The sequence below is a fragment of the Streptomyces sp. SID3212 genome, assembly GCF_009865405.1.
Classification (GTDB): domain Bacteria; phylum Actinomycetota; class Actinomycetes; order Streptomycetales; family Streptomycetaceae; genus Streptomyces.
The window spans coordinates 1-592 of sequence record NZ_WWJY01001228.1; the positions used below are offsets into that span (position 1 = coordinate 1).

The window sequence follows — 592 nt, forward strand, 5'->3', positions numbered from 1 at the left end:
GGGGCGGACGGCGTCACGGCCGGGGTCGGGCCGGGAGCCCGGCCACGGCCCGTACGACATCTCCGGGACGCTCCAGCGGCAGCATGTGCCCCGCGCCCGGCAGCTGTTCGAACCGCGCGTCCGGCAGCGAGGCCGCGACCGCCTTGCCCAGCTCGGGCGCGATGACCCGGTCGTTCTCGCCGGCCAGCACCACGGCGGGCGTGGTGACGGCGGCCAGCTTCGCGCGCAGGTCCATGCCGCGCGACGAGCGGAAGCAGTCCGCGCGCACCTGGGGGGACGCTGCGGCGAACATCTGCCGGTTGACCTCCAGGGCGTACGGGTCGACGTTCTTGCCCATCGTCTGGCCCAGCAGCCGGCGGCCCAGCGCGGGCCGCGCCAGGGCCCGGGAGAACAACGCGCTGCCCATCATGCGCACTTCGCTGTCCGGGGTGTCCTGGTCGTGCGCGGCGGTGCCCAGCAGCACCAGCCCGCGCAGCCGCCGCGCGAGGGCGGGCTCCGCGGTGGCGTACTCCATCGCCGCGAAACCGCCGCCCGAGTGCCCGACCAGCACCGCGTCCCGCGAGCCCGTCTCGCCCAGCACGGCCGCCAGGTC

1 protein-coding gene is annotated in these 592 nt (G+C 76.5%); it reads right to left on the reverse strand.

Translation table 11 applies throughout. From position 1 onward, the window contains the following. Nucleotides 1–13: 13 nt before the first annotated feature. Nucleotides 14–592: alpha/beta hydrolase (locus GT042_RS36485; RefSeq protein ID WP_161312955.1), on the reverse strand; the 579-nt coding region annotated here is incomplete at its 5' end.